24 protein-coding genes are annotated in these 26,854 nt (G+C 64.6%); 4 read left to right on the forward strand and 20 right to left on the reverse strand.

Going from position 1 to position 26,854, the window contains the following annotated elements; genetic code table 11:
• Positions 1 to 133: 133 nt before the first annotated feature.
• Entirely contained in the window at positions 134 to 2,716 is a 2,583-nt protein-coding gene (gene clpB / locus pbN1_RS20065) for an ATP-dependent chaperone ClpB (protein ID WP_169202070.1), read from the reverse strand.
• A gap of 280 nt (positions 2,717 to 2,996) precedes the next feature.
• Here clpB and pbN1_RS20070 point away from each other — a divergent pair, with 280 nt between their 5' ends.
• Entirely contained in the window at positions 2,997 to 3,506 is a 510-nt protein-coding gene (locus pbN1_RS20070; RefSeq protein ID WP_169202069.1) for a phasin family protein, read from the forward strand.
• A 113-nt stretch (positions 3,507 to 3,619) separates the two neighbouring features.
• Here pbN1_RS20070 and moaE read toward each other — a convergent pair whose 3' ends face one another.
• From moaE to pbN1_RS20160, 18 genes are all read right to left on the reverse strand, one after another.
• Positions 3,620 to 4,096, reverse strand: coding sequence for a molybdopterin synthase catalytic subunit MoaE (moaE, locus tag pbN1_RS20075; protein ID WP_169202068.1), 477 nt, complete (start codon positions 4,094 to 4,096; stop codon positions 3,620 to 3,622).
• A 3-nt stretch (positions 4,097 to 4,099) separates the two neighbouring features.
• Complete coding sequence (gene moaD / locus pbN1_RS20080; RefSeq protein ID WP_168953506.1) at positions 4,100 to 4,354, reverse strand: molybdopterin converting factor subunit 1; 255 nt, start codon at positions 4,352 to 4,354, stop codon at positions 4,100 to 4,102.
• A 4-nt stretch (positions 4,355 to 4,358) separates the two neighbouring features.
• A complete protein-coding gene (locus pbN1_RS20085; RefSeq protein WP_169202067.1) occupies positions 4,359 to 5,564 on the reverse strand; it encodes a molybdopterin molybdotransferase MoeA in 1,206 nt (401 codons plus the stop codon).
• A 3-nt stretch (positions 5,565 to 5,567) separates the two neighbouring features.
• Complete coding sequence (mobB, locus tag pbN1_RS20090) at positions 5,568 to 6,065, reverse strand: molybdopterin-guanine dinucleotide biosynthesis protein B (RefSeq protein WP_169202066.1); 498 nt, start codon at positions 6,063 to 6,065, stop codon at positions 5,568 to 5,570.
• Positions 6,066 to 6,108: 43 nt separating this feature from the next.
• Positions 6,109 to 7,449, reverse strand: a complete 1,341-nt coding sequence (locus pbN1_RS20095) for a hypothetical protein (RefSeq protein WP_244857050.1) — start codon at positions 7,447 to 7,449, stop codon at positions 6,109 to 6,111.
• A gap of 32 nt (positions 7,450 to 7,481) precedes the next feature.
• Positions 7,482 to 9,437 (reverse strand): DNA repair helicase YoaA, encoded by a 1,956-nt coding sequence (gene yoaA / locus pbN1_RS20100; protein WP_169202064.1) that lies wholly within the window; start codon positions 9,435 to 9,437, stop codon positions 7,482 to 7,484.
• Positions 9,438 to 9,625: 188 nt separating this feature from the next.
• Positions 9,626 to 10,243, reverse strand: a complete 618-nt coding sequence (locus pbN1_RS20105) for a class I SAM-dependent methyltransferase (RefSeq protein WP_169202063.1) — start codon at positions 10,241 to 10,243, stop codon at positions 9,626 to 9,628.
• Between the two features lie 95 nt (positions 10,244 to 10,338).
• On the reverse strand, positions 10,339 to 11,451 hold the full coding sequence (gene zapE / locus pbN1_RS20110; RefSeq protein ID WP_169202062.1) for a cell division protein ZapE: 1,113 nt from the start codon (positions 11,449 to 11,451) through the stop codon (positions 10,339 to 10,341).
• An 89-nt stretch (positions 11,452 to 11,540) separates the two neighbouring features.
• Entirely contained in the window at positions 11,541 to 12,971 is a 1,431-nt protein-coding gene (lpdA, locus tag pbN1_RS20115) for a dihydrolipoyl dehydrogenase (protein WP_169202061.1), read from the reverse strand.
• An 80-nt stretch (positions 12,972 to 13,051) separates the two neighbouring features.
• On the reverse strand, positions 13,052 to 14,233 hold the full coding sequence (odhB, locus tag pbN1_RS20120) for a 2-oxoglutarate dehydrogenase complex dihydrolipoyllysine-residue succinyltransferase (protein WP_169202060.1): 1,182 nt from the start codon (positions 14,231 to 14,233) through the stop codon (positions 13,052 to 13,054).
• A gap of 49 nt (positions 14,234 to 14,282) precedes the next feature.
• The gene (locus tag pbN1_RS20125; protein ID WP_169202059.1) at positions 14,283 to 17,111 is read right to left on the reverse strand and encodes a 2-oxoglutarate dehydrogenase E1 component; all 2,829 of its coding nucleotides are present in this window, start codon (positions 17,109 to 17,111) and stop codon (positions 14,283 to 14,285) included.
• Between the two features lie 140 nt (positions 17,112 to 17,251).
• On the reverse strand, positions 17,252 to 18,547 hold the full coding sequence (gene gltA / locus pbN1_RS20130; protein ID WP_169202058.1) for a citrate synthase: 1,296 nt from the start codon (positions 18,545 to 18,547) through the stop codon (positions 17,252 to 17,254).
• A 61-nt stretch (positions 18,548 to 18,608) separates the two neighbouring features.
• The gene (locus pbN1_RS20135) at positions 18,609 to 18,845 is read right to left on the reverse strand and encodes an FAD assembly factor SdhE (RefSeq protein WP_053421898.1); all 237 of its coding nucleotides are present in this window, start codon (positions 18,843 to 18,845) and stop codon (positions 18,609 to 18,611) included.
• Positions 18,842 to 19,552, reverse strand: a complete 711-nt coding sequence (locus pbN1_RS20140; protein ID WP_169202057.1) for a succinate dehydrogenase iron-sulfur subunit — start codon at positions 19,550 to 19,552, stop codon at positions 18,842 to 18,844. The genes pbN1_RS20135 and pbN1_RS20140 overlap by 4 nt, the downstream gene beginning before the upstream one ends.
• Positions 19,553 to 19,571: 19 nt before the next feature.
• On the reverse strand, positions 19,572 to 21,365 hold the full coding sequence (sdhA, locus tag pbN1_RS20145; RefSeq protein WP_169202056.1) for a succinate dehydrogenase flavoprotein subunit: 1,794 nt from the start codon (positions 21,363 to 21,365) through the stop codon (positions 19,572 to 19,574).
• Between the two features lie 2 nt (positions 21,366 to 21,367).
• The gene (gene sdhD / locus pbN1_RS20150) at positions 21,368 to 21,715 is read right to left on the reverse strand and encodes a succinate dehydrogenase, hydrophobic membrane anchor protein (protein ID WP_169118340.1); all 348 of its coding nucleotides are present in this window, start codon (positions 21,713 to 21,715) and stop codon (positions 21,368 to 21,370) included.
• The gene (gene sdhC / locus pbN1_RS20155) at positions 21,709 to 22,098 is read right to left on the reverse strand and encodes a succinate dehydrogenase, cytochrome b556 subunit (RefSeq protein ID WP_169202055.1); all 390 of its coding nucleotides are present in this window, start codon (positions 22,096 to 22,098) and stop codon (positions 21,709 to 21,711) included. The genes sdhD and sdhC overlap by 7 nt, the downstream gene beginning before the upstream one ends.
• Before the next feature lie 105 nt (positions 22,099 to 22,203).
• Positions 22,204 to 22,932 (reverse strand): GntR family transcriptional regulator, encoded by a 729-nt coding sequence (locus pbN1_RS20160; protein ID WP_169118342.1) that lies wholly within the window; start codon positions 22,930 to 22,932, stop codon positions 22,204 to 22,206.
• 219 nt (positions 22,933 to 23,151) lie between these two features.
• Between pbN1_RS20160 and pbN1_RS20165 the strand changes: the two genes are divergently transcribed.
• Both pbN1_RS20165 and pbN1_RS20170 read left to right on the forward strand, forming a co-directional pair.
• Positions 23,152 to 24,141: a malate dehydrogenase gene (locus pbN1_RS20165; RefSeq protein ID WP_169202054.1), complete on the forward strand. Its 990-nt coding sequence runs from the start codon at positions 23,152 to 23,154 to the stop codon at positions 24,139 to 24,141.
• Between the two features lie 118 nt (positions 24,142 to 24,259).
• Positions 24,260 to 25,243: an HpcH/HpaI aldolase/citrate lyase family protein gene (locus tag pbN1_RS20170; RefSeq protein ID WP_169202053.1), complete on the forward strand. Its 984-nt coding sequence runs from the start codon at positions 24,260 to 24,262 to the stop codon at positions 25,241 to 25,243.
• Positions 25,244 to 25,280: 37 nt separating this feature from the next.
• Here the strand turns inward: pbN1_RS20170 and infA are convergent, their stop codons facing one another.
• Complete coding sequence (gene infA / locus pbN1_RS20175; RefSeq protein ID WP_053421905.1) at positions 25,281 to 25,550, reverse strand: translation initiation factor IF-1; 270 nt, start codon at positions 25,548 to 25,550, stop codon at positions 25,281 to 25,283.
• A 377-nt stretch (positions 25,551 to 25,927) separates the two neighbouring features.
• Here infA and pbN1_RS20180 point away from each other — a divergent pair, with 377 nt between their 5' ends.
• The gene (locus pbN1_RS20180; RefSeq protein ID WP_169202095.1) at positions 25,928 to 26,824 is read left to right on the forward strand and encodes an adenylate/guanylate cyclase domain-containing protein; all 897 of its coding nucleotides are present in this window, start codon (positions 25,928 to 25,930) and stop codon (positions 26,822 to 26,824) included.
• Positions 26,825 to 26,854: the final 30 nt, after the last annotated feature.

The raw sequence follows: 26,854 nt of genomic DNA on the forward strand, positions 1-26,854 counted from the left end.
CTGCGGGCGGCAGGCCACCGCGGCGACCGGCGTCGCGGGCAACGATAACGAAGCGCCGGAAATCCGTGCTTCCCGGGACGGCGCCGGCGACGAGGAAGCTCGCCGCCGGGCGGTACGAGGGTGCCGGTTTTCGTCAGCTGCCCTTCGCGAAGACTATCCGGCCGCCTTCGACGTCGACAAGCACCTTGTCCTTTGCGCCGAACAGCCCCTCCAGGATCGCTTTCGCAAGCGGATTTTCGATGCGCTCCTGGATCGCGCGCTTGAGCGGGCGCGCCCCGAACACCGGATCGAAGCCGGCCGACGCGAGCTCCGCGAGCGCCGCCTCCGACACCTCCATCGACATGTCCAGCCGCGCCAGCCGCTTGTCGAGGTACTGCAGCTGGATGCGCGCGATGCGCGCGATGTGCTTCTCGTCGAGCGCGTGGAACACCACCACCTCGTCGATGCGGTTGACGAACTCCGGGCGGAAGTAGGTCTTGACCTCGGCCATCACGGCCAGCTTGATGACCTGGTAATCGTCGCCCGCCATCTGCTGGATCATCTGGCTGCCGAGGTTCGACGTCATGACGATGACAGTGTTCTTGAAGTCGACAGTGCGTCCCTGCCCGTCGGTCATGCGCCCGTCGTCGAGCACCTGCAGCAGTACGTTGAAAACGTCCGGGTGCGCCTTCTCCACCTCGTCGAACAGGATCACGCTGTAGGGCTTGCGGCGCACCTGCTCGGTCAGGTAGCCGCCCTCCTCGTAACCGACATAGCCCGGCGGCGCGCCGATCAGGCGGGCGACCGAGTGCTTTTCCATGAATTCGCTCATGTCGATGCGGATCAGGTGCTCTTCCGAATCGAACAGGAACTCGGCGAGCGTCTTGCATAGTTCGGTCTTGCCGACGCCGGTGGGGCCCAAGAACAGGAACGAGCCGTACGGGCGGTTCTCGTCCGAAAGGCCGGCGCGCGAGCGGCGGATCGCGTCTGCGACGAGGCGCACCGCCTCGTCCTGGCCGACGACGCGCTGGTGCAGCCGCTCTTCCATCTTCAGCAGCTTCTCGCGCTCGCCCTGCATCATCTTGCTGACCGGAATTCCGGTCGCGCGCGACACGACTTCGGCGATCTCCTCGGTGCCGACCTCGGTGCGCAACAGCTTGAACTTGCGCTCGCCGCCGCCCGCAGATTCGGCCACCTTCAGCTGCGCCTCGAGCTGCGGCAATTTGCCGTATTGCAGCTCGGCGAGCTTGTCATACTGGCCCTTCCGCTGCATCTCGGCCATCTGCGTGCGCAGCGCCTCGATCTCCTCCTTGATGTGCTGGCTGCCCTGCACGCTCGCCTTCTCCGAGCGCCAGATCTCCTCGAGGTTTGCGTACTCCCGGCCGAGCTTGTCGATCTCGTCGCGGATCAGCACGAGGCGCTTCTGCGACGCCTCGTCGGTTTCCCGCTTCACCGCTTCCTGCTCGATCTTGAGCTGGATCAGGCGACGCTCGAGCTTGTCCATGACTTCCGGCTTCGAGTCGATCTCCATCTTGATTCGCGCCGCGGCCTCGTCGATCAGGTCGATCGCCTTGTCGGGCAAGAACCGGTCAGTGATGTAGCGATGCGACAGCTCCGCCGCGGCGACGATCGCCGGGTCGGTGATGTCGACGCCGTGGTGCAGCTCGTATTTTTCCTGCAGGCCGCGCAGGATCGCGATTGTCGACTCGACGCTCGGCTCGTCGACGAGCACCTTCTGGAAGCGCCGTTCGAGCGCGGCATCCTTTTCGATGTACTTGCGATACTCGTCGAGCGTCGTCGCGCCGATGCAGTGCAGCTCGCCGCGCGCCAGCGCCGGCTTCAGCATGTTGCCGGCGTCGATCGCGCCTTCGGCCTTGCCGGCGCCGACCATGGTGTGGAGCTCGTCGATGAAGACGATGATCCGCCCTTCTTCCTGCGCGATCTCCTTCAGCACGGCCTTGAGCCGCTCCTCGAATTCGCCGCGGTATTTCGCCCCCGCGAGCAGCGCCGCCATGTCGAGCGACAGCACGCGCTTGCCCTTGAGCGTTTCGGGAACCTCGTCATTGACGATACGCTGCGCCAGGCCCTCGACGATCGCGGTCTTGCCGACCCCCGGCTCGCCGATCAGCACCGGATTGTTCTTCGTGCGCCGCTGCAGGATCTGGATCGCACGCCGGATCTCGTCGTCACGCCCGATGACCGGGTCGAGCTTGCCCGCACGTGCGCGATCGGTGAGGTCGAGACAGTACTTGTTGAGCGCCTCGCGCTGTCCTTCGGCATCCTGGCTGCCGACGCCGGCACCGCCCCGCACCGCGGCAATCGCCGCTTCGAGCGGCTTGCGCGACAGGCCGTGCTCCTTCAGCAGGCGCCCGGTCTCGCCCTTGTCCTCGGCGAGCGCCAGCAGGAACATTTCGCTGGCGATGAACTGGTCGCCGCGCTTCTGCGCTTCGCGATCGGCGAGATTCAGGAGATTCGAAAGGTCGCGCCCGATCTGCACCTCGCCGCCGTGTCCCTCGACCTTTGGCAGCCGCGTGAGCGCCTTGTCGAGCGCAGCCTTGAGCGGCGGCACGTTGACGCCGGCACGCTGCAGCAGCGAGACGATGCCGGCATCCTCCTGGCTGAGCATCGCCAGCAACAGGTGCTGGGGCTCGATGAACTGCTGGTCGTTGCCGACTGCGATGCTCTGCGCATCGGAGAGGGCCTGCTGGAACTTCGTCGTGAGCTTGTCGAAGCGCATGGTGGGCGTTCCTTGTTCTGAATGGATTGCCATCGAAGATGGGGGCACGGACAACAAAGTCAACGGTCTGCGAAAGCCGATGACCACGTCCGGCCAACGCCAGGGGGAAGCGTGCGGGCAACTGTTGCTGCGGTGCAACGGATACAGGCAGTGCGGTATTACGCCGACTCCATCCTCCTGTAATATGTCCGGATGCCGGGGCGAGGAAGCGGCGCCGCATGTACGGCGCCGACAGCGCTTGGTAGTTCCAGTGTCAAAACTTTGCGCGTGGAGGAAGAATATGGCAATCAAACAGGACCAGATCAACGAGCTTCAGAAGAAAAATCTCGAAGCGGCGGTGCGTCTGGCGCAGATGTCGATCGAAAACTCGCAGCGCATCATGGAACTGCAGGTTGCGGTTGCGAAGAGTCTGTTCGAAGAAGGGGTGGAGAACGCGAAGGCGCTTTCCAGCGTCAAGGATCCGAAACAGGCGATCGAACTGCGCACGCAGTACGCGCAGAGCACGACGGAAAAGATGCTGTCCTGCGCACGTGAAATGGCGGAACTGACGAACCGCACCCAGGCCGAAGTCGGAAAGCTCGTTGGCGAACAACTGTCCACCGGCGGCAAGGACATGTTCGAGGCGATGCAGAAGATGTTCACCGGCATGCCGATCACCGACCAGAATGCGATGACCGCGCTCCAGACCGCAATGGACACGACTCGCTCGGCCTTCGAGCAGATGACGCGGGCTTCGTCCGAAGCGTTCCAGATGTTCACGCAGCCGGCTGCCACCAAGACCAAGAAGTAAGGCCGGCCCGTTTTTGCGACAACGGCGCCCATGGGCGCCGTTTCTCCGTCGTTTTCCCGCTGTCTCCAGATTCCACCCGCGGCCTCCTTTCCCGCCGCGAATGCGCAGGCGGGTCAGTCCCCCGGGCGCGACTCCGACTCCGTATCCCAACGCGCCGCTGCGCTGTCGTCGCTGTCCCGCGCATCGACCCAATGCGCACCGCCCGGTGTTTCCTCGAGCTTCCAGAATGGCGCGCGGGTCTTCAGATAGTCCATGACAAATTCGCATGCGGCGAACGCCTCGCCGCGGTGGGCTCCGGCGACGCCGACGAAGACGATGCGGTCTCCCGGCTCGAGCCTGCCGTAGCGATGGATCACGCGGACGCCGTCGAGTTGCCAGCGCCGGCGGGCTTCACCGACGATGTCTTCGAGCGAGCGCTCGGTCATTCCCGGATAATGCTCGAGGGTCATCGCCGCGACTTCGGCACCGCCGCTGACGTCCCGTACCAGCCCGACAAAGCTCGCCACGGCCCCGACCTCGTAGCGCCCCTGCGACAGCGCGGCAATCTCGGCACCGACATCGAAATCTGCTTGCTGGACGCTTACCGACATGTTTCAGCCTCCGGTGACCGGCGGAAAGAATGCGATCTCATCGCCGGGCCCGACCGGATCGGTCGGACCCGCCATGCGCTGATTGCGGGCGGCGCGCACGTTGCGCCCTTCTGCGAGCGCGTCCCACTTGTCGCCCCGGTCGGCAAGGAAAGCACGCAGATCGCCGATCGTGGCGACCCCGGAGGGCAGCACGAATGATTCTTCGGCACGCCCGACGGCGTCCCTGAGCGACGCGAAATAAAGGATTTTGACGTTCATGGTTTCAGTATAACAACTCGCCATAAGGCAGAAAGCGGACCGTCTCGCCGCGCGCGATCGGCGTGTCGGCCGGCACATCGACGAGCCCGTCGGCCCACACGATCGACGACAGCGCCGCAGCGCCCTGGTGAGCATACAGCTCGACGCCTCCCGTGTCGTTGAAGCGCGCGCGCAGGAACTCGCGGCGGCGATCCGGCCGCGGCCAGTCGAAATCCGCCCGCAGCGCGATGGCCCGCGGTTTCAGCGCGCTCGCCCCCTGCGTCGCGAGGATGAAGGGCCGCACCATCATCAGGAATGTCACGAAGCTCGACACGGGGTTGCCCGGCAGGCCGATGAACGCGGCCGCTCCGACGCGCCCGTACGCGAGGGGCTTGCCGGGTTTCATCGCGATCTTCCACAGGTCGAGCGAGCCTTCGGCTTCGACTGCGGGCTTCACATGATCTTCTTCGCCGACCGAGACGCCACCGCTCGTGAGGATCAGCTCGTGCCCCTGCGCGGCGTCGCGCAACACCGCGCGCGTTGCCTCGAGACGGTCCGGCACGATGCCGAAATCGGTGACTTCGCAACCGAGCTGCAGCAGCAGCGCGCGCAGCTGGAAGCGGTTGGAGTTATATACGCCGCCCGGTGGTAGCGGTTCGCCCGGCATGACCAGTTCGTCGCCGGTGGAAAACAGCGCGACGCGCATCCGTCGCACGACCGGCAGCTGCGCGATGCCAACCGAGGCGGCGAGACCGAGTTCTTGCGGGCGCAGCCGCGTGCCTGCCGCCAGGACCGTATCACCCCGGGCGATCTCGCTGCCCGCCAGTCTTACCGCCTCGCCGGCGCGGGGTTGATGGTTGATCACCACTGTCTCGCCCTGGTGCTCGCACATCTCCTGCATCACGACGACGTCGGCGCCGGGGGGTAGCGGTGCTCCGGTGAAGATGCGCGCGGCCGTGCCCGCTCGAAGCGGATGGCCGACACTGCCCGCGGGAATCCGCTGCGACACCGGGAGGGACGCCCCGGGGGCCGCGACGTCGGCTGCGCGCAGCGCGTAGCCGTCCATCGTCGAGGTGTCGAGCGCGGGCACCGAAACCGGAGAATGCAGATCGGCGGCGAGAACCCTGCCCTGCGCGACGAAGGTGTCGGCCATGTCGATTTCGCGGATCGGCTGGGCCTTGCGGATCAGCGTCGCGAGCGCTTCGTCAAAGGAGAGCATGTTGGCGTTCATGATTTACGTGGGTAAACGTGAATAAGCGAGAATGAATTCGGCAATCGCGGCGCCGTCGTCGAGCGCGAGCGTCGGCAGCGGACAATCGATCCCGGCGTTGGTCGCGACCGCGACCACGTGGGGATTGTCGGCCCAGAGCGGCGGCTTGCCGTGCGCCGGACGATGCACTTCGATCTTCGGCACGGCGGCGGCCTTGTAACCCTCGATCAGGACGACGTCGCACGGCGACAACAGACGCAGCTGCTCTTCGAGCGTCGGCTCGGGCGCGCCGCGAAGCTCGTGCATCAGCACCCAGCGATCGTTCGACAACATCAGTACCTGACTGGCTCCCGCCTCGCGATGGCGAAACGAGTCCTTGCCGGGGCGGTCGAGGTCGAAGCCGTGGTGTGCGTGTTTGATGACGGAAACCGAGATCCCGCGTGCGGTGAACTGCGGGATAAGTTTTTCGATCAGCGTGGTCTTGCCGCAACCGGACCAGCCGGCGATGCCGAATACGATCATCAGTGGTTCGCTCGATTTAAATGTTGAGGAGAATACAACATGCTCAGGATTGTGCGCAGGGAAGCGCCACCACCGCGGCGAACCCGCCGCCGGGGGTGCGGAAATTGGTCGTCTGGCCGCGATACAGCCGCGCCACGAGGAGTTGCACGCGACCGCGGTACACGTAATTTCGCAGGTCCATCTTCAGATCTGTCGCGACACCGCCGACCGACAGCCGCCGCGCGCCCGGCGGCACGAGGCGCTGCGCGATGTAGTCGCCGGCGAGGATCTCGTCGAACACCCTGCGCGTCAGCTTGTCGCCGCGATATGTCGCGCGACTGCCGAAACCCGATGCGGGTTTGAAGAACAGATCCCGGCGTCCGCGCCACAGCGCCTCGGCATCCTCCGGCCGGACCTGGCGGGTGGCCGGGATGCCAGCGGCGAGCACCGAACGGGTGTCGGCATCCGCGCCGATCGCCCGGAGCGTCGCGTCGTCGCTGAGCAGCGCCAGATTGCGCTTGTCGGCGTACAGCGCATGCGCGCGCGGGTGTGGGGTAATCACCGTCGCCTGGGCGGCCCATGCCTGGGCAAGCGCCGCGCTTTCCGGCTCGGTCAATGCGAAGTCGGTAAGGCGGTTGTAGACGAGATCGACAACGGTTTCACCGAGCCACAGGCGCCCGTCGGCGAATTCGAGCTCGGCCGGATCGCAGATGAACGCGGCCAGCCCGTGGCGTTCGAACAGGCGCTGGAACAGCACGAATTCGGGCAGCAGGTACTGGGATTGCGGTTCGCGATCGACGATCACAACCGTCTGCAACACGCGGTCGCCGCGCATCGCGCGCCATTCGCTGCGGAACATGTCGATGAACGCGGCTTCCGGGTCGCACGGCCCGCCCGCGGCCACTGCCGCTTCAAGCGGCGCGACCGCGGCGCAGCACGCCCGCTGGGCGCGCGCGAGCGCAACATTGAGCAGGGCGCCGCCGGCGTTGGTGTTGATTTCGATGAGCTGCGGCCCTTCGGGGCCGAGGTGAAAGTCGTAGCCGAGAAACACGCCCGCCGCCGCGGTTTGCTGCCGCGCCGCCGCGGGCGCATAGGCGAGCGCGAGCGCCTCCCAGCCGGGCAGTGCGACCACGCGCTCGACTGCGGCGATGATCTGCGCCATGCGCGCCTGATGATGCGCAGCGACGAAGGCGACCGAATCGGCAAACAGGTGCGGACGGGTCGAGACGATCATCGACAGGAGCGCACCGTCGCGCGCGTCCCGTTCGAGTTCGCTGCGCAGGCGTTCATGATCTAGCGAGACGCACTGGCAGCCGCGATTGAGGCGCTCGGCGACGTCCAGGCAATCGCCGTCGGACAACGCGCGCAGCAGCGGATCCAGCCCGGCGTCGACAGCTGTACTCATTGGTGTCTCCATCGTGTCCCCCACCCTGCGACTCACATGCCCGGGGGTGGCGGCAGTTGTTCGAGAAACGCGACCGCCTCGGCCTCGAGGCGGGTGCGGCGCATCGGCGGCAGGCTGCGCCAGATGACCTTGCCATAGGGCTTGTCGATCATCCGCGGGTCGCAGATGCATAGCACGCCGCGGTCGCGTTCGCTGCGGATCAGACGGCCGGCGCCCTGCTTCATGTTGATCACCGCGCGCGGCAACTGGTAATGCATGAACGGGTTGCGGCCGCTCTTCTGCAGGTGCTCGACGCGTGCCGCGAGTACCGGATCGTCCGGCGGCGCGAACGGCAGCTTGTCGATGACGACCAGCGACAGCGCATCGCCCGGCACGTCGACACCTTCCCAGAAACTCTGGCTTGCGACGAGCACCGCATTGCCGAGGCGGCGGAAACGTTCGAGCAGTTCCGTCCGTGAGCCTTCACCCTGCAGTAGCATCGGCAGCTTGTCGCCGGCGCGCTCGAGGCCGTCGGCAAGCAGGCCGTGGATGCGCCGCATCGCGCGCAGCGAAGTGCACAGCACGAACGTCCGCCCGCGCGCCGCGCGTATCAGCGGCAGCACGGTCCTCGCGACGGCTTCGACATAGTCCGGATGGTTCGGGTCGGGCAGACCGGCCGGGGCATACAGCAGGGCCTGCTCGGCGTAGTCGAACGGGCTGCCCCACACTTCGGTCAGCGGTGGCGGCTCGAGCCACGACAGCCCCAGTTCGTCGCAGTAGTGGCCGAAGTCGCTGCCCACGGCGAGCGTTGCCGAGGTGAAGATCCACGCTCGCGGATGGCTCTCGAGCTGGCGGCGGAACACCTGCGACACGTGCAGCGGCGTTGCGTTCAGCGCGGCCGACTGTGTGAACACTTCGACCCAGCGGATCAGCTCGGCCGAATCGGGCGCGCGCCAGCGCCCGAGCCGTTGCTGGATTTCGTCGGTGCGGCGCAGGCAGTTCGCGAGCCCTTCCGAACGCTCGGCCTGCGTACCGAGGATCGCGGCGAAGCGGCCCAGTTCGTCGTCGAGCGCCTTCAGCGCATCGTCGAATTGCGGCAGCGTGGCGGCCTGCGCGGCCGAGAGTCGCGCCGGCTCCGGACCGAACGCAAGCCGCAGGTCGCGCGCCGCCTTCTCCAGCGCGCGGCTCGCGTCGATCAGTTCGCGGCAGTCGCGCGCACCGGCGAGGGTTTCGGAGCGCGTGTCGCGCGCGAGTTCGAGCAGCTGTGCCGTCGACACGTTCTCGCCGAAGAACAGGCTCGCCGTTTCCGGCAGCTGGTGCGCTTCGTCGAAAATTACCGCGTTGCACGCGGGCAACAGCTCGCCCATGCCTTCGTCGCGCAACATCACGTCGGCGAAGAACAGGTGGTGATTGACGACGACGACATCGGCGTCCATGGCGGCACGCCGCGCCGAAAGTACGAAGCATTCCTTGACGTTCGGGCATTCCTGGCCGAGACAGTTGTCGCGCGTCGAAGTGGCTGCCAGCCACGCGGCAGAGTCTTCGCGCACTTCCGTGCATTCAGCCTTGTCACCGCTGTGCGTCGTTTTCGCGAAGCGCGCGATCGCGCGCAAATCGACCGCATCCTGCGCGGTGAGGAAGCGGCCATCATGCGAATTGCGTTCGAGGTGGTACGGACAGACGTAATTCGCGCGGCCCTTCAGCAGCGCCACGGTGACCGGCACTTTCAGCGCGGCGCGCACCGTCGGCAGGTCGCGATTGAAGAGCTGGTCCTGCAGCGTCTTGGTGCCGGTCGACAGGATCACCTTGCCGCCGGACAGGAGCGCCGGCACCAGATACGCGAACGTCTTGCCGGTGCCGGTGCCGGCTTCGGCGACGAGAACGCGGTTTTCCTCCAGGGCTTCGGCGATGCGCCGCGCCATCTCGAGCTGTTGCGGACGCGGCCGGAACGACGGCACTGCCATGGCAAGCAATCCATCGGGAGAAAAGGCGGAATCGATATCTGGCATGGCGCAAAACCGGAGCAGTCGGCAATGCTATCACCTGTGGATGGCGCAGGACGGCTTTCGCCCCGGGCCGCTTCAGCAACGCACACGCCAGCGGGCCGCCGATCGGTTGATGACGGCCGATTGGCGCTACGCGACCGGCGTACGAACGACGCCGGCCCGCGTCGACGATCCTTGCCGCCGTCCCCGGCTCAGGCGCGATTACGAAAACGCAACAGCGTCCAGTATCCGAAGGCGTTCACCGGAGTGGTTTCGGTCAGCTCGAGATGCGTCAGACCGATGAACGCATCGAGCGGAAACAGCGGCCGGAACCCGAGCGAACGCGCGAGCGGCGCGAGGCTGCGCTCGATGCGCGACGCGAAACCGTTGCTGCGGGTGAAATGATTGACGACGACGACTTCGCCGCCGGGCCGGCAGACCCGCTCGAGTTCCTGCATCATCACGGCCGGATCGGGGACCACCGATGCGACGTACAGTACGCTCACCTTGTCGAAGCTCGCATCCGGAAACGACAGCCGCTGCACATCCATCGCCATCAGCGCGACATTGCGCAGATCGTGGCGCTGCACCTGGATGCTCGCGCGTGCGAGCATGTGGGGGGAAAGGTCGATGCCCGTGACCCGCGCGTAGCGGGGGTAATGACGCAACGACAGACCGGTGCCGACGCCGACTTCGAGGACCTCCTCGCCCGGCCGGCAGTTCAGCGCCTGCACCAGCCGCCGCCGCCCGGGCTCGAAAACCGGACCGAACAGGATGTCATAGACCGGGGCATAGCGACGGTAGGCGGCGGTAATGGCTTGCTGGTCCATGTCACTCGCAGCGGGTCGGATGATCAGCTCATGTTAGCAGCCGCCCGGGGATTATGCGCGCTCAAGCTGGTGCGAGGCGGGTGCGTCATGCACAGTCACTCCACGCGGTGGGCCTCAGCGAGGTAATCGCGGCTGCGCATTTCCATCAGCCGACTGACCGTGCGGACGAATTCGTGCGCGTTGTGACCGGTCGTGTACAGCTCGTGCGCCTCGACTTCGGCGCTCATCACGAGCTTGACGCGATGATCGTAGAGGACGTCGACGAGCCACGTGAAACGCCGCGCTTCGGACGCATTCCCGGCGCTCATGCGCGGCACGCCGGAGAGCAGCAGTGTGTGGTGCTCGCGGGCGATTTCGAGATAGTCGTTCTGCGACCGCGGCCCCCCGCACAGCGTCGTGAAATCGAACCAGATGACGCTGGGGGCGCGACGCACCACCGGCAGCTGGCGGCCGAGTAGGTCGATCGCGCCGGTTTCGCCGTCGCTCGCGGCCAGGCGGCGGAAATCCTCGCGCATCTTGCGCTCGGCCGCGTCGTCGTCGGGAACGAGGTAAATTTCGATTTTCTCCAACGTGCGCAACCGGTAATCGGTGCCATGGTCCACCTCGATCACGTCGAAGCGGCGCTTGATCATCTCGATCGCCGGCAGGAAATTGATGCGCTGCAGCCCGTTCGGGTAGAGGCCGTCGGGCGGATAGTTCGAGGTCATGACGAAGATCACGCCGCGCGCGAACAGCGCGTCGAGGAGACGCCCGAGGATCATCGCGTCGGCGATGTCGGAGACGTGGAACTCGTCGAAGCACAGCAGGCGCGTCTGGCGCGCGATACGATCGGCGACGCGCTGCAGCGGATCGGGCGTGTCGTTGAAGTTCTTCAGGTCATTCTGCACTTCCTGCATGAACGCGTGGAAATGCACGCGGCGCTTGCGCTGGTACGGCACCGCGTCGAAAAAGCAGTCCATCAGGAAGCTCTTGCCGCGCCCGACGCCGCCCCAGAAATAGACGCTACGTGGCAGCCGCGGCCGGGCGAGGAGCTTGCGCAGCGTCCCGCGGCGCGCGGCCTTGAACCCGATCAGGTCGGTATAGAGCTGCTGCAGGCGCTGCACGGCGGCCCGCTGCTCGGGGTCGGATCTGTAGCCACGGACCTTGAGCTGCGCCTCGTAGGCATCGAGCATTCCGTGCTGTGCGACTTTGAGAACACGATGGGGCATGGAGGCACTGAAAAAAGCGATGTTCGGAAACGAAATCAGGGGTGGCCAGGATATTCCCGCGCCACCCCTGTCTTGCGGCAGGCCGACGATTAGAAATGCAGCGGCCGCTTGTCTACCGCCAGCGCCGCTTCATGCACGACTTCCGACAGCGTCGGGTGAGCGTGGCAGATGCGCGCCAGGTCTTCCGCAGCACCGCCGAACTCCATCGCGACGACCGCCTCGGAGATCAGCTCCGACGCATTTGCGCCGATGATATGCACGCCGAGGATGCGATCGGTGTTGGCGTCGGCGAGCATCTTGACGAAACCCGTCGGGTCGCCGGAACCCAGCGCGCGCCCGTTCGCCATGAACGGAATCTTTCCGGCACGGTAGGCAACGCCTTCGGCTTTGAGCTGTTGCTCGCTCTTGCCGACCCATGCGATCTCGGGCGACGTATAGATGACGCCGGGGACGGTGTCCAGATTCGTGTGGCCGGCCTGCCCGGCGATGATCTCGGCGACCATCACCGCCTCTTCCATCGCCTTGTGCGCGAGCATCGGGCCGCGCACGACGTCGCCGACGGCGTAGACATTCGGCAGGTTCGTGCGGCAGTGCCCGTCGACGACGATCTGGCCACGATCACTGACGTCCAGCCCGACCGTGCTCGCGTTCAGGCCGTCGGTGTTCGGAACGCGACCGACCGAGACGATCAGCCGCTCGCATTCGAGCGTCGCTTCCTTGCCGTCCTTGCCGGTGTAGGCGATCGACACGCCGTCCACGCCGACCTTGGTCTCGCCGATCGTCACGCCGGTCTGGATATCCAGCCCCTGCTTCGTGAAGACTTTCAGCGCTTCCTTCGCGACGTCCGCATCGGCGAAGGGCATGAAGTCGGGCAGCGCTTCAAGGACCGTCACTTCCGCGCCGAGGCGGCGCCACACCGAGCCCATCTCGAGGCCGATGACGCCCGCGCCGATGACGCCGAGCTTCTTCGGCACCGAATCGAAATCCAGCGCGCCGACGTTGTCGCAGACAATCTTGTTGTCGACCGGGATGCCGGGCAAGTGGCGCGGCTTCGAGCCGGTCGCGATGATGACGTGCTTGGCTTCGACGGTTTCCGCGCCGACCCTGACGACATACCCTGCCGGCCCGTTGCCTGCGAAGCTGCCGTGTCCGGCGAGGAAAGTGACCTTGTTCTTCTTGAACAGGCCCTTGATGCCGCTGGTGAGCTGGTCGACGACCTTGTTCTTGCGGCCGATCATCACCGGCACGTCGATGCTCACCTTGCCTTCGAGCCTGATGCCCTGGGCCGGAAACGCGTGCTCGGCTTCCTCGAACAGATGCGAGGTGTGCAGCAGCGCCTTCGACGGGATGCAGCCGACGTTCAGGCACGTGCCGCCGAGGCGCGGCTCGCCTTTCGGGTCGGCATAAGGATTCGATTCCGCGCACGCGGTCTTGAAGCCCAGTTGTGCAGCGCGAATCGCTGCGACGTATCCGCCCGGTCCGCCACCGATGACGAGGACGTCAAATTGCTTGTCAGCCATTATTCACTCCGGAGAAAGGGAACAGCGTGGCGGGTCGGCACGGCGAAGCTGCCGCGCCGGTCCGCCACGCAGCCGGTCAATCAGACGTCGAGGATCAGACGGGCCGGATCTTCCAGCGCTTCCTTCATCGCCACCAGGCCGAGCACCGCTTCGCGGCCGTCGATGATGCGGTGGTCGTAGGACAGCGCCAGGTAGTTGATCGGGCGGATGACGATCTGGCCGTTCTCGACGACCGGACGGTCCTTCGTCGCGTGGATGCCGAGGATCGCGGACTGCGGCGGGTTGATGATCGGCGTCGACAGCATCGAACCGAACACGCCGCCGTTCGAGATCGAGAACGTGCCGCCGGTGAGCTCTTCGAGCGACAGCTTGCCGTCCTTCGCCTTCTGGCCGAATTCGGCGATCTTCTTCTCGATGTCGGCGATCGACATCTGATCGGCGTCGCGCAGGATCGGCACGACGAGACCACGCGGGCTGCCGACGGCGATGCCGATGTCGATGTAGCCGTGGTAGACGATGTCGTTGCCATCGACCGACGCGTTGATGATCGGGTAACGCTTGAGCGCGGTGACCGCCGCCTTGACGAAGAAGCCCATGAAGCCCAGGCGCACGCCGTGCGCCTTCTCGAACTTGTCGCCGTACTGCTTGCGCAGCGCCATCACCGGCGCCATGTTGACTTCGTTGAACGTCGTCAGGATCGCGTTTTCATTCTTCGACTGGATCAGGCGCTCGGCGATGCGCGCACGCAGGCGCGTCATCGGCACACGCTCTTCGGCACGATCGCCGGTCGGAACCGCGGCTGCGGCCGGCGCAGCGGCGCGCGGCTGGGCGGCAACCGCGTCTTCCTTCGTCACACGACCGCCGCGGCCGGTGCCGGAAACGTCCCCGGCAGCAACGCCCTTCTCCTCGAGGATCTTGCGCGCAGCCGGGCTCGGCGCTCCGCCGGTGGCCATCGCCAAAGCCGGTGCCGGCGCGGCAACGGCCTGGACCGCCTCGACGCGCTTGGTCCCGGCCGGCGCTTTCGCTTCGGTGTCGATCTGGGCGATCAGGTCGCCGCTGGTCACGTTCTCGCCGTCGGCCTTGACAATCTTCACCAGCACGCCGTCGGCCGGTGCCGGGGTTTCCAGCACGACCTTATCGGTTTCGATATCGATGAGGTTCTCGTCGCGCGACACCGCGTCGCCTTCCTTCTTGTGCCACGACACCAGCGTGGCCTCGGATACGGATTCCGACAGTTGCGGCACTTTCACTTCAATCAACATGAATTTCTCTCCCCGTGTTGTCCGGTATTGTTCAATGTTATGAGTTCAGTCAGTCCTGGATCGGGCCGAAGGCGTTCTCGATGACCGCTTTTTGCTGCGCGTTGTGCTTCGCGTAGTAGCCGACCGCCGGCGATGCGGCCGCCGGACGCGACACCAGCAGAAGCTTGCGCTTCGGTCCGAGCACATTCACGAGGTGCTGGCGCGACGCGAGCCAGTACCAGGCGCCCTGGTTGCGCGGCTCCTCCTGTGTCCAGACGATTTCCCGGGCATTCGGGAACTGGTCGACGGCGGCCCCGAAGGCAGCGGCCGGGAACGGATAGAGCTGCTCGATGCGCACCAGCGCGGTGTCCTTGATGGCGTTCTCTCGGCGATAGGCGAGCAGTTCGTAGTAAAGCTTGCCTTGGCACAGCACCACCCGCTTGACCTTCTTCGGGTCGAGCGCCTCGGTCTCGCCGATGACGGTGCGGAATTTTCCGCCCTCCAGTTCGGCCAGCGTCGAAGTGGCTTCCTTGTGGCGCAGCAGCGACTTCGGCGTGATGATCACCAGCGGCTTTCTGACCTTGCGCAGCATCTGCCGGCGCAGCAGGTGGAAGATCTGCGCAGGGGTCGTCGGCACGCAGATCTGCCAGTTGTTCTCGGCGGCGTTGTTCATGAAGCGCTCGATCCGGGCCGAGGAGTGTTCCGGGCCCTGGCCTTCGTAGCCGTGCGGCAGCATCAGCGTGAGCCCGCACAGGCGGCCCCACTTCGCTTCGCCGGAGCAGATGAACTGGTCGAGCACGACCTGGGCGCCGTTGACGAAGTCGCCAAACTGGGCTTCCCACACGACGAGCTCGTTCGGCTCGGCGGTCGCATAGCCGTACTCGAACGCGAGGACAGCCTCTTCCGACAGCACCGAATCGAAAATCTGCAACGCGCCCTGGCCGTCCTGGATATGCTTCAGCGGCACGTAAGTGCCCTGGTCCCAGCGCTCGCGCTTCTGGTCGTGCAGCACCGCGTGGCGGTGGAAGAAGGTGCCGCGGCCGACGTCCTCGCCGGAGATGCGCGCGCCGAACCCTTGCGCGAGCAGGCTCGCGTAGGCGAGGTTCTCGCCCATCCCCCAGTCGAGCGACAGGTCGCCCTGGCCCATCGCGGCACGGTCTTCGAGAATCTTCTTGACCCGCGGGTGCAGGCTGAAGCCTTCGGGCAGCGTCGTCAGGCGCTCGGACAGGCGCTTGAGTTCGGTCAGCGGAATGCCGGTCTCGCCCTCGTCGGTGTAGGGCTGGCCGATGTAGGGCGTCCAGTCGACGGCGTACTGGCGGTTATGGCCGGACAACACCGGGTTGTACAGCAACTGGCCCTTGTCCAGATGCTCGCGGAAGTCCTTGATCATCTTTTCCGGCTCGTCGGGCGCGCACGTCCCTTCGGTCACCAGCCGCTCGGCGTACAGCTTGCGCGTGCCCGGGTGGCTGGTGATCTTGCGGTACATCAGCGGCTGCGTGACCATCGGCTCGTCTTGCTCGTTGTGGCCGAGCTTGCGGTAACAGACGATATCGACGACGACGTCCTTCTTGAACTCCTGGCGGAACTCGACGGCCAGCGCGGTCACGAACGCGACCGCTTCAGGGTCGTCGCCATTGACGTGGAAGATCGGCGCTTCGACCATCTTGAAGATGTCGGTGCAGTAGAGCGACGAGCGGTAGTCGCGCGGGTCGGACGTCGTGAAACCGATCTGGTTGTTCACGACGATATGCACCGTGCCGCCGGTGCCATAGCCGCGCGTCTGCGAGAAGTTCAGCATCTCCTGGTTCACGCCCTGGCCCGCCACCGCGGCGTCGCCGTGGATCAGCACCGGGATCACCTGGCTCTTCGCCGTGTCGTTGCGGCGCACCTGGCGCGCGTAGACCGAGCCCTCGACGACAGGATTGATGATCTCGAGGTGCGACGGGTTGAACGACAGCGTCAGATGCACCGGGCCGCCCGGGCTCATGACGTCGGACGAGAAGCCGAGGTGATACTTGACGTCGCCCGCGGTGAGATCGGCCGCGGCCTTGCCTTCGAACTCGGCGAAGAGCATCGACGGCGACTTGCCCAGGGTATTGACGAGCACGTTCAGCCGCCCGCGGTGGGCCATGCCGATGACGATCTCCTGCGCGCCGAGCGTGCCGCCGACGCGGATCAGCTCGTCCATCGCGACGATCGTGGATTCGCCGCCTTCGAGCGAGAAGCGCTTCTGGCCGACGTATTTCGTGTGCAGGAATTTTTCCAGCGTCTCGGCGGCGGTGGTGCGCTCGAGGATGCGCTTCTTCATCTCGGCGGAGAAGCGCGGCGTACCGCGGACACTCTCGAGCCGGCTCTGGATCCAGCGCTTCTGGCCGGTATCCGAGATGTGCATGTATTCGGAACCGATCGAGCCGCAATACGTCTGGCGCAGCGCTTCGAGAATTTCGCGCAGCGTTGCGTGATCGGCAGAAAAACCGTGGAACGACCCGACGTTGAAGCTCTGGTTGAGGTCCGCTTCGGTAAAGCCGTAGAACGACGGCTCGAGTTCGGCGAGTTGCGGCCGCTCGGTGCGCTTGAGGGGATCGAGATTCGCCCAGCGGTTGCCGAGGAAGCGATAGGCGTTGATCAGCTGCAACGTGCTGACCTGGCGACGATCGTCGCCGCCCGCGGTCACGGTGCGCACCGGGCCGCGCTTGGCGAGTTCGGTGAATGCCGCGATGACCGGACCATGCGCGACATCACGCACCGCAGCACCAGCCTGCGCCTGCAGTGCGTCGAAATAGCCGCGCCAGGCTTCCGGCACCGCAGCCGGGTCGGCGAGGTAATTCTCGTAGAGCTCTTCGATGAATGGCGCATTCGCGCCGAACAGGTACGAAGTCGATCGGAGCTGCTTCATCATGTTGATTGCCACCTGTGTGTCTTGTTATCGCTGCAATCGGCGAATTGCTCCGGCGGCCCCGAAAAAAACGGGATGGCCACATCGCGCCATCCCGTCGAGGTCGTGGTCGGACTGGTTCGCCGCCTCTCCCTTTTCGTCTCTTACGGACGTTGCTCAAGCACCGGTACGTCGCGCCGTGCCGCGCCGACATACAACTGGCGCGGCCGACCGATCTTGTATTCCGGGTCGGTGATCATCTCTTCCCACTGGGTGATCCAGCCGACGGTCCGCGCCAGCGCGAAGATGCAGGTGAACATCGACGTCGGGATGCCCAGTGCCTTCTGCACGATGCCGGAGTAGAAGTCGACGTTCGGGTAGAGCTTCTTCTCGACGAAGTACTGGTCTTCGAGCGCGATTTTCTCGAGTTCCATCGCCAGCTTGAAGAGGCGGTCGTTCTCGAGGCCCAGCTCGCCCAGCACGTCGTAGCAGACCTGGCGCATGAGCTTCGCGCGCGGGTCGAAGTTCTTGTAGACGCGGTGGCCGAAGCCCATCAGCTTGAAGCTGTCGTTCTTGTCCTTCGCACGCGCGATGTACTCGCCGACGCGCGATACGTCGCCGATTTCCTCGAGCATGTTGAGGCACGCTTCGTTCGCGCCGCCGTGCGCCGGGCCCCACAGGCAGGCGATGCCGGCCGAGATGCACGCGAACGGGTTCGCACCCGACGAGCCCGCCAGGCGCACCGTCGAGGTCGAGGCGTTCTGCTCGTGGTCGGCATGCAGCGTGAAGATCGTGTCGAGCGCGCGCACCAGCACCGGGTTCGGCTCGTACTTCTCGCACGGCGTGCCGAACATCATGTGCATGAAGTTCGCCGTGTAGTCGAACTCGTTGCGCGGGTACATGAACGGCTGGCCTATGCTGTACTTGTAGGCCATCGCGACGATCGTCGGCAGTTTCGCGATCAGGCGGTTGATCGAGATGTTGCGGTGCTCCGCGTCGGAAAAGTCCAGCGCTTCGTGATAGAACGCCGACAGCGCGCCCACGACACCGACCATCACGGCCATCGGATGCGCGTCGCGACGGAAGCCGGTGAAGAACTTCGTCATCTGGTCGTGCAGCATCGTGTGGTTCTTGATGGTGTTCTCGAACTCCACTTTCTGCGTCCCGTTCGGGAGCTCGCCGTTCTTCAAGAGATAGGCGACTTCGAGGAAGCTGCACTTGTCGGCCAACTGCTCGATGGGATAACCGCGATAGAGCAGTTCACCCTTGTCACCGTCGATGAACGTAATCGTGGACTTGCAGCTCGCGGTCGACAGGAAGCCCGAGTCGTAAGTGAAGAAACCGGTCTTGGCCCCCAGCGTGCGGATATCGATGACATCATTGCCATGGGTGCCGGTCATTACCGGGAATTCGACGGTTTTGCCATCGACGGTTAGCGTTGCAGTGCGTTCAGTGCTCATAGGTCATCCCTTTTGCTTGCCGGTAGTAACTACTAGCTCCCTGTAACGAACGCCCTGCTGGTCATTGCTGACGCAACAGGCCGATCATCTCCTTCCACCGGTCGTTCCCGCAGGGCTCGCTGCCGTTGACCATAGCCCAAAGCTCATGGTCCTCGCAGCGCAGCAAGTCCTCCAGATCCGCCAGTTGACCGTCCGTGAGACGGTCGAAATCCCTTTCCAGAAAGCGTGCGAAGACAAGGTCGAGCTCGAGAAAAGCCCGACGGCATTGCCAGCGCAAGCGTCCCCGGTTGATGCTCATACCGCCCGGCTGACCATCATGTCCTTGATCTTGCCGATCGCACGCGTCGGATTGAGATTCTTCGGACAGACGTCGACGCAATTCATGATGCTGTGGCAGCGGAACAGGCGGTACGGATCCTCGAGGTTGTCGAGGCGTTCGGTCGTGGCCTCGTCGCGTGTATCGGCGAGGAAACGATACGCCGCCAACAGGCCCGCGGGGCCGACGAACTTGTCCGGGTTCCACCAGAACGACGGGCACGACGTCGAGCAGCATGCGCACAGGATGCATTCGTAGAGGCCGTTCAGCTCTTCGCGCTCTTCGGGGGACTGCAAGCGCTCGCGATCGGGCAACGGAGTGTCGTTGATCAGGTACGGCTTGATCGAGTGATACTGCTTGAAGAACTGGGTCATGTCGACGATCAGGTCGCGGATCACCGGCAGGCCCGGCAGCGGGCGCAGCACGATCGGCTGCGGCAGGCCATCGATGTCAGTCAGGCACGCGAGGCCGTTCTTGCCGTTGATGTTCATCGCGTCCGAACCACATACACCTTCGCGACACGAACGGCGGAACGACAAGGTGTCGTCCTTCGATTTCAGGCGAACCAGCGCGTCCAGCAGCTTCTTGTCGGACGGTTCGAGTTCGAGAGTGTAATCCTGCATGTACGGCTTGTCGTCCTTGTCCGGATCGTAGCGGTACATCTTCAATTTGACGGTGCGCTTGCTCATTTCTGTCCTTCTCCCGCGCTCAGTAGGTGCGTTTCGCGAGTGCGATCGGCTCGACATCCTGCGACAGCGGCTTCATCGTCACCGGCTTGTAGTCGAGCCGGTTGCCTTCGCTGTACCACAGGGTGTGCTTGAGCCACTGGTTGTCGTTGCGGCCGTTGGGGAATTCCGCGGTGTCGGGCGCATCGTCACGCACATGCGCGCCGCGCGATTCCTTGCGCGCCTCGGCCGAGACCATCGTGGCCTTGGCCACTTCGATCAGGTTGTCGAGTTCCAGCGCTTCGGTCCGCGCCGTATTCCACACCTTCGACTTGTCCTTGATCTCGGTGCGCCTGGAACGTTCGGCAACTTCCTTGATCCTGGCGACGCCTTCCTTCAGCAGGTTATCGAAGCGGAACACGCCGGCGTGCTTCTGCATCGTGCGACGCATCTCAAGGCCGACTTCGAACACGCTCTCGCCGTTCTTCTGTCCCTCGAGGCGGGCGAGCCGCGCAAGAGACACGTCGGCGGCGTCCGCGGGCAGCGGCTTGAGGCTCAGGTCGCCGCTCTGGAAGTCCTCGACGACCGATTCGCCCGCCGACTTGCCGAATACCAGCAGGTCGAGCAGCGAGTTCGTGCCGAGCCGGTTCGCGCCATGCACCGAGGCGCACGCGCATTCGCCGGCAGCGTAGAAGCCCGAGATCGGCGCGTTCGGATTGCCGTCCTTCGGCGCCACGACCTGACCCTTGTAGTTCGTCGGAATGCCGCCCATCTGGTAATGCGCGGTCGGCACGACCGGGATCGGTGCCTTGATCGGGTCGACGCCGGCGAACTGGATCGAGATCTCGCGGATGCCCGGCAGCCGCTTCATGATGGTTTCCGGCGACAGGTGCGTGATGTCGAGCAGCACGTGATCCTTGTCCGGACCGCAGCCGCGACCTTCGTTGATCTCGGTCACCATCGAGCGCGACACGACGTCGCGCGACGCGAGATCCTTCAGGTTCGGCGCATAGCGTTCCATGAAGCGCTCGCCGGAGGCATTGCGCAGGATGCCGCCTTCGCCGCGCACGCCCTCGGTGATCAGCACGCCCGCACCGAACACGCCGGTCGGGTGGAACTGCCAGAACTCCATATCCTCGAGCGGAACACCCGCGCGCGCCGCCATGCCGAGGCCGTCGCCGGTGTTGATGAACGCGTTCGTCGAGCTGTGGAAAATGCGTCCCGCGCCGCCGGTCGCGAAAATCGTCGCCTTCGCGTGGAAGATACAGACTTCGCCGGTTTCCATCTCGATTGCGGTCACGCCGAGCACGTCGCCGTCGGCGTCGCGGATCAGGTCCAGCGCCATCCATTCGACGAAGAATTGCGTGTTCGCGCGCACGTTGCGCTGGTACAGCGCGTGCAGCATCGCGTGGCCGGTGCGGTCGGCCGCCGCGCACGAGCGCGACACCGGGGCCTGGCCATAATTCTGCGAGTGGCCGCCGAACGGCCGCTGGTAGATCTTGCCGTTGTCGGTGCGGTCGAACGGCATACCGTAGTGTTCGAGTTCGACGACGACCTCGTTCGCCTTGCGGCACATGAATTCGATCGCGTCCTGGTCGCCCAGCCAGTCCGACCCCTTGACGGTGTCGTACATGTGCCAGTGCCAGTTGTCCTCGGTGGTGTTGCCGAGCGAGGCGGCGACGCCCCCCTGGGCCGCGACGGTGTGCGAGCGCGTCGGGAACACCTTGGTCAGCACGGCGGTTTTCAGTCCGGACTCGGAAAGTTGCAGGGCGGCACGCAACCCTGCTCCACCGGCACCCACGATGACCGCGTCAAAAGTACGCTTTGCGACGTTCACGCTCACAGCCTCCAAAGAATCTGGGCAGCCCATCCGGCATAGCCGACGAGCACGAAGATCGTTACCACATGCAGGACCAGGCGGACGCCGACCGGGTTGATGTAGTCCATGAAAATGTCCCGCACGCCAATCCATGCGTGATAGAACAATGCGAGGAAGAACAGGAACGTGAAGAAGCGCATCACGCCGCCGCGGAACAGGCCGGACCACGTTTCATGGTTCATTTCCGGCAGGCGGAGCGCGGCAATCGCGAACAGGATGGTGAAGGCCACCATGAACACGGCCGTGGCACGTTGCGCAATCCAGTCGCGCAGGCCGTAGTGAGCACCGACAACGATACGCTTTACCATAACTTCACCCCGATGATGATGGTCAGCGCGATGCTCACGACCAGCACGATGCGCGAACTGTTGCGGGCGGACTTGAGGTCGGTCCCCTTGTGCAGGTCGAGCAGCAGGAAACGGATGCCGGCGCAGAAGTGGTGCAGGTACGCCCACAGCAGGCCGAGCAGCAGCAGCTTGGCGAGCGGGTTCGCCACCACACTCTTGTATGTTTCAAAGGACTCCGGCGATCCCAGGCTGCGGTCGAACAGGAACAGCAGGAACGGCAGCATCAGGAACAGCCCTGCTCCGCTCACCCGATGAAGAATCGAGACGAAACCCGGCAGCGGGAGCCGGATTTCGTGCAGGGCCAGGAATTTTGGCCGCTGCTTGCGCACTATGGCTTCTGACATATTGTTTTACCCCCTCGATGAGCGTCGGTTTCCCGACGCGGTTCTCCCAGATTGCAAGGAGCCGGGATTATATACGCGGAACATGCTCCGCCCGATCCCGCCCCGTCAGTTCAGTTCATTCAGATAAAAATGCTCCGCGGTTGAATAAAGGCCGCGCCGCCACTCGACGGGCCGGTCTCCGTACGTATAGGTGACCCGCTCGACCGACAGCAGCGGCGTTCCTTCGGGCACTTTGAGCGCCTCGCTCGTCGAGCGGTCCGCCGCCACGGCACGCAGGCGTTCCTGTGCGCGGATCATGCGCAGGCCGAAACGGGTTTCGAACAGGCTGTAGAGCGAGCCGCTCCAGCTTTGCAGCACTTCCAGCGTGAGCCCCGGGAACACTTCGCCCGGCAGGTAGATCTCGTCGATGACGACGGGCTTGGCGGCGAATTTCAGCAAACGACGGACGATGATGATCGGATCGCCGAGCTCGATGCCCAGCATGCGCGACGCTTCCTGCCCCGCCTTCGCCCGCCAGCAGTCCATCGGCACGCTCTGCGGAGGCGCAAGATCGCCATCCATCGGCACGAGCCGCAGGAAGCGGAACAAAGCCCGCGGGTCGTTATGGGACGCAACGAAGGTGCCTTTTCCCTGCTTGCGGATCAGCAGGTTGTCCGCCGCCATTTCATCGATGGCCTTGCGCACTGTGCCTTGCGAAACGCTGAAGCGGGCAGCGAGTTCCTGCTCGCTCGGAATCACTTGGCCGGGACGCCACTCGCCAGACTCGAGCGCCTGCAGGATCAGGCTCTTGATCTGCCGGTAAAGTGGACTGAATGTGGGGGATTCCTGTGCCATTCGCGCATTTCATCATAAAAGTTTTCCAGCGTCCATCATCTGTCTCGTGTCTTATATAAGACACGAGAGGTGAATTGACATCGGCGATACTTGCTTCTAACATCTTTTGGCCCCGGCGGCTGGCTTTACCAGGCACCCGAGTCGAACGCTGAACTGAAATCGCGGGCGACAGACCAATTATTCTCACTGTCTTCAATTCGCTTTAGAGGGAGTACTCACATGAGCAAAGCCCCCGTGCGCGTCGCCGTCACCGGCGCCGCCGGCCAGATCGGCTACAGCCTGCTGTTCCGCATTGCCAGCGGCGAGATGCTGGGCAAAGACCAGCCCGTGATCCTGCAACTGCTCGATCTTCCCCAGGCCCAGAAGGCGGTGAAGGGCGTGATGATGGAACTCGAGGACTGCGCGTTCCCGCTGCTCGCCGGAATGGTTGCCACCGACGACCCGAACGTCGCATTCAAGGATGCGGACTACTGTCTGCTCGTCGGCGCTCGCCCGCGTGGCCCCGGCATGGAGCGTGCCGACCTGCTGACCGCCAACGGCGCGATCTTCACCGTGCAAGGCAAGGCGATCGCCGAGAACGCGAACGAGAACGTCAAGGTGCTGGTCGTCGGCAACCCCTGCAACACCAACGCCTACATCGCCGGCGCCGCTGCGCGGAAAGTCGGCCGCACCAACCCGAACAACTACCACGGCATGCTGCGCCTGGATCACAACCGCGCGCTGTCGCAACTCGCGGCGAAGACCGGCCGTCCGGTGTCGAGCCTCAAGAAGATGGTCGTGTGGGGCAACCACTCGCCGACGATGTACGCCGACTACCGTTTCTGCACGTCGAACGGCGACTCCGTAAAAGCGCTGGTGAACGACCACGCGTGGAACAACGACGTGTTCCTGCCCACCGTCGGCAAGCGCGGCGCCGCAATCATCGACGCGCGCGGCCTGTCGTCGGCTGCCTCCGCCGCGAACGCCGCAATCGACCACATGCACGACTGGGCCCTCGGCTCCGATGACTGGGTGACGATGGGCGTGCCGTCCGACGGCTCCTACGGCATCCCGGCCGGCATCGTGTTCGGCGTCCCGTGCGAGTGCAAGAACGGCGAATTCAAGATCATCCAGGGGCTGGAGATCGACGAATACTCGCGCGAAAAGATCAACAAGACCCTCGGCGAACTCGAAGACGAGCGCGCGGCAGTCGCCGACATGCTCAAGTAACCGTTTCCGGTTCTTTGCGAGAAAATGCCGCGGGTCGATGCCGCGGCATTTTTTTTGATGTTGACGTGCTGCGATTCCTCCGAGAATCCGGCTTTCTTCAAGCCAACCGAGATCTGCCATGCGACACCCTGCTGACGTCCTGTTCGCCGGCGAAAAGCCGTTTCCCGTCCTCACCGCGGTCGATCACTACGCCGGTTCGGAAAAACTGATGAGGAAAGCGCTGGCGCTTCAGCACGAAATGGGTCCGGTCTTCGATCTGACCTGCGACTGCGAAGATGGCGCGCGCACCGGCGCCGAAGCCGAGCACGCCGAAATGGTCGCCGAGATCGTGGTATGCGGCGACAACCGCTACGGCCGCGTCGGCGCGAGAATCCATGACGTCACGCACCCCCACTGGCAGCGCGATCTCGAGATCCTCATTGCCCGCGCCGGCAGCCGGCTCGCGTTCGTCACGTTGCCGAAAGTGCGCTCCGCGGCCGATACGCGGCACCAGATCGAAACCCTGCGCAGACTCGAGGCCGCCGCCCGGACCGGACGGGAAATTCCAGTCCACGTCCTGATCGAGACGCACGGCGCCCTGCGCGAAGCGTGGGATATTGCGGCACTGCCGGGAGTCGAATCACTCGACTTCGGCCTGATGGATTTCGTCTCCGGCCACCACGGCGCGATTCCCGGCGCCGCGATGAAAAGCCCGGGCCAATTCACGCATCCGCTCGTCGTTCGCGCGAAGGTCGAAATTGCCGCCGCGGCGCTCGCCAACGGCGTCGTTCCATCACATAACGTGACGACGGAACTCAAGGATATGGAACTCATCCGTCACGACGCCGAACGGGCGCGACGCGAATTCGGATACCTGCGGATGTGGAGCATCCATCCGAATCAGATCCTTCCGATCATCGAAGCGATGCGGCCGGATTTTTCCGAAGTAGAAGAAGCGAGTGACATTCTCGCCGCCGCCCAGGAGGGCGGCTGGGGCCCGATCCAGCATCGCGGAAAGCTCCACGACCGTGCCTCCTACCGCTACTACTGGGAATTGCTGCAGCGTGCACGCTCAACCGGCATGGTCCTGCCGAACGAAGGGATGCGCCGTTTTTTCTCGTAGTCCCGACATGGCAGCACATTTGCCGCCATGATTGCCATCAGCGGCGGCGAAACTGCTGGGGCGGAGCACCTGCCCCCGCCGGCCGCTCGTCCTTGTGACGGAAGCTGATGCGCGCTTTGGTCAGGTCATACGGAGACAATTCGACACTGACCTTGTCTCCGGCGAGGATGCGGATGCGGTGTTTGCGCATCTTTCCCGAAGCGTAGGCCTGTACCTCGACTCCATTCTCGAGCGTCACGCGAAAGCGCGTATCGGGCAGCACTTCGTTGACAACCCCTTCCATTTCCAGCAGCTCTTCTTTGGCCATTTCCTTTTCCTTTCAATCATCCATCCGGCGAGGGATTCCCACGCGTTCGCCCCTCCTCGCCCGTCGTCCGGACATTCCGCATTCCGGGGAACGCCCGCGCCGCCAGCGCCCGCCCAGCTCGTGTCGAGCGTTGCGAGGAAGCCCTTTCGGCGAGGAGGACGACAGATCCGACACCGGTGCGGCGCCCGATCTGTCGAGGCGTTGAGAATACCGGGACATGGGAGGTGGCACAGGGCGCCCGCTGCGGTCGTATATGCCGGCGCTTGGGTTATCGCGATCACTATACAGGATTACCCCGGAGCTCCCCAAGTGTAAGCAAGAGCCCAGCGTCGGCAGAAGGACGCAGAAGTGAGGGCCAATTCCTTATAATTCGCCCCATGACCCACGCTCAGCCTCACCCGCCCGAACGCACTGTGCTTTTTGTGGATCTCGCCGGGAGCACCCGCCTTTATGAACGCGTCGGCGACTCTGTGGCATTCCGGCTGGTCGATCACTGCCTGCAGGAAATGCGCGCCGAAATCGAACGGCGTCGCGGACGGGTCGTCAAGCACACCGGAGACGGTCTGATGGCAGTCTTCGGCGAAGCCGATCACGGCTGCGAGGCTGCGCTCAGAATTCACCAGGTGGTGCGGGAGCTACCGCTCTCGGCCGGGCAGAAACTGGCGGTGCGCATCGCGTTTCACTACGGACCCGTCGTCGAAAACGACAGCGACGTGTTCGGCGACACGGTCAACATCGCCGCGCGCCTGCTGGAACTCGCGTCGCCCGGGCGCGCCATCACGTCGCTGGAAACGGCCCGGCAACTCAGCGCCGAGTGGCGCCCGCTGCTCCGCCCGCTGCAGGCACGCAGCCTGCGCGGCGCTTCACGGCTGACCGAGCCCTTCGAACTGCTGTGCGGCGGGGCGGCAGGCGACCTGACTGTGGTGCAGACGGTCGACTTCGACGCCGAGGAAAAACCGGAGCTGCGGCTTTATCTGGGCACGCAGTCGCTTGTGCTCAATGCACAGATGCCAAGCGCGCGGCTTGGCCGGGATCCCTTGTCGGACCTGCGGCTGAGCGATACCCGCGCATCGCGCCAGCATGCCGAAATCGAGCTGCGCGGCGACAAGTTCGTGCTTGTCGACCGCAGCAGCAACGGTACTTTCGTATTGATAGACGGCGAAAAGGAATTCGTGCTGTCGCGTGAGGAAGTCGTCCTCAGGAAACAGGGGCACTTTGCCCTTGGCAGGACGTGCACCGACAATCCGCACCTTATCGGCTTCGTCTGCATCTGAGACGGAAGCTGGCAGTCCCGCCGAGCGCCT

The sequence above is a fragment of the Aromatoleum bremense genome (assembly GCF_017894365.1).
In the GTDB taxonomy this organism is placed as follows: Bacteria; Pseudomonadota; Gammaproteobacteria; order Burkholderiales; family Rhodocyclaceae; genus Aromatoleum; species Aromatoleum bremense.

What these genes read in the sequence shown, in the direction of transcription:
- clpB (WP_169202070.1), bottom strand. Translation starts at nt 2,716, where the DNA reads ATGCGCTTCGACAAGCTCACGACGAAGTTCCAGCAGGCCCTCTCCGAT.
- pbN1_RS20070 (WP_169202069.1), top strand. Translation starts at nt 2,997, where the DNA reads ATGGCAATCAAACAGGACCAGATCAACGAGCTTCAGAAGAAAAATCTC.
- moaE (WP_169202068.1), bottom strand. Translation starts at nt 4,096, where the DNA reads ATGTCGGTAAGCGTCCAGCAAGCAGATTTCGATGTCGGTGCCGAGATT.
- moaD (WP_168953506.1), bottom strand. Translation starts at nt 4,354, where the DNA reads ATGAACGTCAAAATCCTTTATTTCGCGTCGCTCAGGGACGCCGTCGGG.
- pbN1_RS20085 (WP_169202067.1), bottom strand. Translation starts at nt 5,564, where the DNA reads ATGAACGCCAACATGCTCTCCTTTGACGAAGCGCTCGCGACGCTGATC.
- mobB (WP_169202066.1), bottom strand. Translation starts at nt 6,065, where the DNA reads ATGATCGTATTCGGCATCGCCGGCTGGTCCGGTTGCGGCAAGACCACG.
- pbN1_RS20095 (WP_244857050.1), bottom strand. Translation starts at nt 7,449, where the DNA reads ATGAGTACAGCTGTCGACGCCGGGCTGGATCCGCTGCTGCGCGCGTTG.
- yoaA (WP_169202064.1), bottom strand. Translation starts at nt 9,437, where the DNA reads ATGCCAGATATCGATTCCGCCTTTTCTCCCGATGGATTGCTTGCCATG.
- pbN1_RS20105 (WP_169202063.1), bottom strand. Translation starts at nt 10,243, where the DNA reads ATGGACCAGCAAGCCATTACCGCCGCCTACCGTCGCTATGCCCCGGTC.
- zapE (WP_169202062.1), bottom strand. Translation starts at nt 11,451, where the DNA reads ATGCCCCATCGTGTTCTCAAAGTCGCACAGCACGGAATGCTCGATGCC.
- lpdA (WP_169202061.1), bottom strand. Translation starts at nt 12,971, where the DNA reads ATGGCTGACAAGCAATTTGACGTCCTCGTCATCGGTGGCGGACCGGGC.
- odhB (WP_169202060.1), bottom strand. Translation starts at nt 14,233, where the DNA reads ATGTTGATTGAAGTGAAAGTGCCGCAACTGTCGGAATCCGTATCCGAG.
- pbN1_RS20125 (WP_169202059.1), bottom strand. Translation starts at nt 17,111, where the DNA reads ATGATGAAGCAGCTCCGATCGACTTCGTACCTGTTCGGCGCGAATGCG.
- gltA (WP_169202058.1), bottom strand. Translation starts at nt 18,547, where the DNA reads ATGAGCACTGAACGCACTGCAACGCTAACCGTCGATGGCAAAACCGTC.
- pbN1_RS20135 (WP_053421898.1), bottom strand. Translation starts at nt 18,845, where the DNA reads ATGAGCATCAACCGGGGACGCTTGCGCTGGCAATGCCGTCGGGCTTTT.
- pbN1_RS20140 (WP_169202057.1), bottom strand. Translation starts at nt 19,552, where the DNA reads ATGAGCAAGCGCACCGTCAAATTGAAGATGTACCGCTACGATCCGGAC.
- sdhD (WP_169118340.1), bottom strand. Translation starts at nt 21,715, where the DNA reads ATGGTAAAGCGTATCGTTGTCGGTGCTCACTACGGCCTGCGCGACTGG.
- sdhC (WP_169202055.1), bottom strand. Translation starts at nt 22,098, where the DNA reads ATGTCAGAAGCCATAGTGCGCAAGCAGCGGCCAAAATTCCTGGCCCTG.
- pbN1_RS20160 (WP_169118342.1), bottom strand. Translation starts at nt 22,932, where the DNA reads ATGGCACAGGAATCCCCCACATTCAGTCCACTTTACCGGCAGATCAAG.
- pbN1_RS20165 (WP_169202054.1), top strand. Translation starts at nt 23,152, where the DNA reads ATGAGCAAAGCCCCCGTGCGCGTCGCCGTCACCGGCGCCGCCGGCCAG.
- pbN1_RS20170 (WP_169202053.1), top strand. Translation starts at nt 24,260, where the DNA reads ATGCGACACCCTGCTGACGTCCTGTTCGCCGGCGAAAAGCCGTTTCCC.
- infA (WP_053421905.1), bottom strand. Translation starts at nt 25,550, where the DNA reads ATGGCCAAAGAAGAGCTGCTGGAAATGGAAGGGGTTGTCAACGAAGTG.
- pbN1_RS20180 (WP_169202095.1), top strand. Translation starts at nt 25,928, where the DNA reads ATGACCCACGCTCAGCCTCACCCGCCCGAACGCACTGTGCTTTTTGTG.